Origin of the sequence: Streptomyces glaucus (genome assembly GCF_039533365.1) — a bacterium.
GTDB lineage: Bacteria > Actinomycetota > Actinomycetes > Streptomycetales > Streptomycetaceae > Streptomyces > Streptomyces glaucus.
On the sequence record NZ_BAAATK010000108.1, the window covers coordinates 1 to 5433 of the forward strand.

General features: G+C 76.5%; 2 protein-coding genes. Both read left to right on the forward strand.

The window, feature by feature from the left end; genetic code table 11:
• The coding region (locus tag ABD363_RS32220) for an acyl carrier protein (protein WP_344610004.1) at positions 1–806 on the forward strand (806 nt) is incomplete at its 5' end.
• 81 nt (positions 807–887) lie between these two features.
• Positions 888–5433: SDR family NAD(P)-dependent oxidoreductase (locus tag ABD363_RS32225; RefSeq protein ID WP_344610005.1), on the forward strand; the 4546-nt coding region annotated here is incomplete at its 3' end.

Below are 5433 nucleotides of genomic sequence, written 5' to 3' on the forward strand. Positions count from 1 at the left end.
AGACCGCCGAGGGCATGGGCGGCACCCTGGCGCCGGCGGAGCTGGAGCGCATGGCGCGGCAGGGCTTCCCGGCCCTGCCCACCGGCCGGGCACTGGCCCTGCTGGACACCGCCCTGCGCGTCAACGAACCCGTCGCCGTCCCCGTCGCCCTGCGGACCGCCGCCCTCGCCGAGCGCGCCGATTCCCTGCCCGCCGTACTGCGCGACCTCGTGCCCGCCGCCCGCCGGCGCCGCGCCGCCGCGGGACGAGCCGCGTCCGGCGGCGCCGACGCGCTGGCGAAGCGATTGGCCGGACTGCCCCCGGCCGAACAGGACCAGCTGCTGCTGGACCTGGTCCGCACCCAGGTCGCCGCGGTGCTCGGCCACGCCTCGGCGGCCTCCGTCGACCCGGCCCGCGCCTTCAAGGACCTCGGCTTCGACTCCCTGACCGCGGTCGACCTGCGCAACCGGATCGGCGCGGCCACCGCGCTGACCCTTCCCGCCACCCTCGTCTTCGACCACCCGACCCCCGAGGACCTGGTCCACCTGCTGCGCGAGCGGCTGCTCGCCGGATCCGCGCCCGCACCGGCCGCCCCCGCGGCCGACGGACTCGACCCGCAGGTGCGGGAACTGCTCACCGCGATCCCGCCCGCCCGGCTCCGCGAGTCCGGCGTCCTCGACATGCTGCGCCGCCTCGCCGGCGCTCCGGCCCCCGGCACCACCGGGCCCGCCCCCGCCACCGAACCGTCCCGAACCGCCGAATCCCTGGACGCGATGGGCGCCGACAGCCTCGTCCAGCTGGCTCTGAAGCGCGTGCGGCCGCAGTGACCGGCGGGGCCGGCCGGCCCCGAGCCGCCCGGCGCCCCGGCCCGGCCCCCCGCTCACCGCGACCGTGGAGACAGAACAGACATGACTGCATCCTCCGAAGAGCTCGTCGAAGCCCTGCGGGAGTCCCTCAAGGAGAACGACCGGCTCTGGCAGCGCTACCAGGACCTGGTCACCGCGTCCCGTGAACCGATCGCCATCGTCGGCATGGGCTGCCGCTTCCCCGGCGGCGCCGTCTCCCCCGACGCCCTGTGGGACCTCGTCGCCGGGGAGCGGGAGGGCATCACACCGGTGCCCGAGGACCGCGGCTGGGACCTCGACGCCCTCGGCGACACCGCCGTGGCCGGTGGGTTCCTCCACGAAGCGCCCCTGTTCGACCCCGAACTGTTCGGCATCTCGCCCCGCGAAGCCCTCGCCATGGACCCGCAGCAGCGGCTGCTGCTGGAAACCTCCTGGGAGGCGCTGGAACGGGCTGGCATCGACCCGCACACCCTGCGCGGCACCGCCACCGGCGTCTTCTCCGGCGTCTCCGGCAACGGTTACGGCGGCCACCTGCACGAGGCCACCCCGGAGACCGAGGGCTACCTGCTCACCGGCAGCATCCCCAGCGTCGCCTCCGGCCGCGTCGCCTACACCCTCGGCTTGGAGGGCCCCGCGGTCACCGTCGACACCGCCTGCTCCTCCGCGCTGGTCGCCCTGCACCTGGCCTGCCAGGCCCTGCGCGCCCGCGAATGCGACCTGGCCCTGGCCGGCGGCGCCACCGTCATGGCCAACCCGGGCATGTTCCTGGAGTTCGCCCGGCAGGGCGGGCTGGCCGCCGACGGCCGCTGCAAGTCCTTCGCCGAGGACGCCGACGGCACCGGCTGGTCCGAGGGCGCCGGCGTCCTCGTCCTGATGCGTCTCTCCGACGCCCAGCGGCTCGGCCACCGGATCCTCGCCGTCGTCCGCGGCAGCGCCGTCAACCAGGACGGCGCCTCCAACGGACTGACCGCGCCCAACGGCCCCGCCCAGCAGCGCGTCATCCGCCAGGCCCTGGAGGCCGCCGCCCTGACCACCGCCGACGTGGACGCCGTCGAGGCGCACGGCACCGGCACCCGGCTCGGCGACCCCATCGAGGCCCAGGCGCTCATGGCCACCTACGGGCAGGACCGGACCGAACCCCTCTGGCTCGGCTCGGTGAAGTCCAACATCGGCCACACCCAGTCCGCCGCGGGCGCCGCCGGCGTGATCAAAATGGTGCTCGCGCTCCGGGCCGGACTGCTGCCCCGCTCCCTCCACTCCGACACCCCCTCCCCGCACGTCGACTGGAGCGAGGGCAACGTCCGCCTGCTCACCGAGGCCCGCCCCTGGCCCCGCGGCGAACGCCCGCGCCGCGCCGGCGTGTCCGCCTTCGGCATCAGCGGCACCAACGCGCACGTCGTACTGGAGGAAGCGCCCTCCGCGCCCGCGCCCGCACCGCGCACCGTGACCGCTCCGCCCGTGGTGCCCTGGATCCTGTCCGCCCGCAGCCACCAGGCCCTGCACGCCCAGGCCGGCCGTCTCACCGCCCACCTCGACGACCGCGACCACGACCGTGACCGGGATCTTCACCCGGTCGACATCGGTCTGTCCCTCGCCACCACCCGCGCCCGCCTCGACCACCGCGCCGTCCTCCTCGGCCCGGACACGGCCACCCTGGGCGAACGCACCGCCGCCCTCGCCGCCGACGCCCCCGGCACCGGCACCGTCATCGGCACGGTCACCGAAGGCCGCACCGCCTGGATGTTCACCGGACAGGGCAGCCAGCGCCCCGGCATGGGACGCGAACTGTACGCCGCCCACCCGGTGTTCGCCGCCGTACTGGACGTCGTCTGCGAAACCCTGGACACCGCCCTGTCCGGCACGCCCGGCTTCGAAATCCCCGTCCGCGACGTCATGTTCGCCGCCGAGGGCAGCCCCGAGGCCGCCCTCCTGCACCGCACCGGATACGCCCAGGCCGCCCTGTTCGCCCTCCAGGCCGCCACCGTCGAACTGCTCCGCTCCTGGAACACCCGCCCCGACGTGGTCCTCGGCCACTCCATCGGCGAGTACACGGCCGCCTACACCGCCGGCGTCCTCGACCTCGCGGACGCCGCCCGGCTGGTCGCCGCCCGCGCCCGCCTGATGCAGGCCCTGCCGGAGGGCGGCGCCATGGCCGCGGTCGAGGCCACCGAGGACGAGATCACCGCCCTGCTCACCGGCACCGGCCTGGCCGTCGCCGCGGTCAACGGGCCCCGCTCGGTGGTCGTCTCCGGCGCGGCGGACGCCGTCGACGCCCTCCTTGCCACCGCCCGCGCCGAAGACCGCCGCGCCACCCGACTACGCGTCAGCCACGCCTTCCACTCCCCGCTCATGGCCCCCGTACTGGCCGAGTTCACCGACATCGCACGCCAGGTGACGTACCGTCAGCCGACGCTCGCCGCGGTGAGCACGGTCACGGGCGCCGCACCGGGCGCGGACGACTGGACCACCCCCGACTACTGGGCCGAGCAGATCGTCCGCCCCGTCCGCTTCCACGACGCCCTCACCCGCGCCACCGGACGCCACCACGTCAGCCGGGTGCTGGAGATCGGGCCCGACCCCGTCCTCACCGGCCTCGCCCAGACCGCCACGGCCGACCTCACCGCGGCCGCCGTCCTGCGCCAGGGCAGCCCGGAACCCGAGACCCTGCTCACCGCGCTCGCCGAGCTGTACGTCCGCGGCGCCTCGGTCGGCTGGGCCGAGATGTTCGACGGCACCGGCGCCCGCCGCGCCGACCTGCCCACCTACGCCTTCCGCCACCAGCGGTTCTGGCTCCGCCCCGCCCGCACCGCGGGCGACGCCGACGGCCTCGGCCTCGGCACCGTCCACCACCCCCTGATCGGCGCCGCCGTCCGCCCGGCCGGCACCGACACCCTGCTGCTCACCTCCACCCTGTCGGCCGGCACCCACCCCTGGCTCGCCGACCACGCGGTCGCCGGCCGGATCGTCGTCCCCGGCACCGCCCTCGTCGAACTCGCCGTCCAGGCCGGCGACCAGACCGGCCACGGCACGCTCGCCGAACTCGCCCTGCACACCCCGCTCGTCCTGCCCGAACACGGCGCGGTCCACGTGCAGATCGCCGTCGACGCCGAGACCCCGGACGGCACCCGCACCGTGACCGTCCACTCCCGACCGCCCCGCTCGTCCGCCGACGCACCATGGACCCTGCACGCCACCGGCACCCTCGCCCCCACCGCGCCGGCCCCCGACTGGGACCTGCGGGCCTGGCCCCCCGCCGAAGCCGAGTCCCTGTCCCTCGACGGCCTGTACGCCCGACTCGCCGAGGCGGGCCTCGACTACGGCCCCGCCTTCCGCGGCCTGCGCGCCGCCTGGCGGCACGGCGCCGACCTCCTCGTCGAGGCCGACCTCCCCGACACCCTCACCGACGCCACCGCCTACGGCCTGCATCCCGCCCTCCTCGACACCGCCCTGCACGCCCTGGCCCTGCCGCAGGACAGTCCCGCCGAGGCCCGCCTGCCGTTCCTGTGGACCGGCGTCCGCCTGCACGCCGCCGGCGCGCGAACCATCCGGGCACGGCTCACCCCGCAGGGCGCGGACGGGATCGCCCTGCGGATCGCGGACGCGACGGGCGCACCGGCCGCGGAGGCCGACGCACTGGTCCTGCGCCCCCTGTCCGCACTGCCGGACGCGCCCCGGCAACAGGCCGCCGGCCGGCTCTTCCGCCTGGAGTGGACCCCCGTCACCCCCGGCGCCACGGGAGACGAGAAGCCGTCCTGGGCCGTGCTCACCACGGACCCCGCCCCCTGGCAGACGGCCGACGCGCCCCTGGTCTGCCACACGGACCTCCCCGCCCTCGGCGACGCCCTGAGCGACGCCCGCGACGACGAGGACGGACGCGTCCCCCGGACCGTCGTGCTCCCCGTCCCCGCCACCGGGCTGGCCGCGGCCACCGACGTCCTCACGGCCGTCCGGACCTGGCTCGGCGACGACCGCTTCACCCACTCCCGCCTGGTCCTGGTCACCACCGGCGCCACGGGCGAGGACACCACCGACCCGGCCGCCGCAGCCGTATGGGGCCTGGTACGTACGGCGATCACCGAGCACCCCGGCCGGTTCGCCCTGGCCGACCTCGACGACACCCCCGAAGCCCGCCGCACCCTCCACACCGCCCTGCACACGCTCGACGCCGACCAGTTCCTCATCCGCGGCGAACGGATACGGGTGCCCCGGGTGACCCGCCTGCCCGAGCCGGCGCCGGCGACGCCCGAGCCGTCGCCGTGGTCCGGCTCGGGCACGGTACTGATCACCGGCGGAACGGGCGGCCTGGGCGCCCGGGTGGCCCGCCACCTGGTGGCCGAGCACGGCGTACGGGACCTGCTCCTGCTCTCCCGCAGCGGCCCGGACGCCCCGGGAGCCGCCGAACTGGCCGCCGAGCTCACCGAGTCGGGCGCCCGGGTCCGGACGGAGGCCTGCGACGTCACCGACCGCGCCGCCCTGGAGGCCGTCCTGGACGGAGTGCGGCTGAGCGCCGTCGTGCATGCGGCGGGGGTGCTGGACGACGGGCTGGTCGCCGATCTGACGCCGGAGCGGCTGGCCCGGGTCCTGGCGGCGAAGGCCGAGGCGGCTGTGC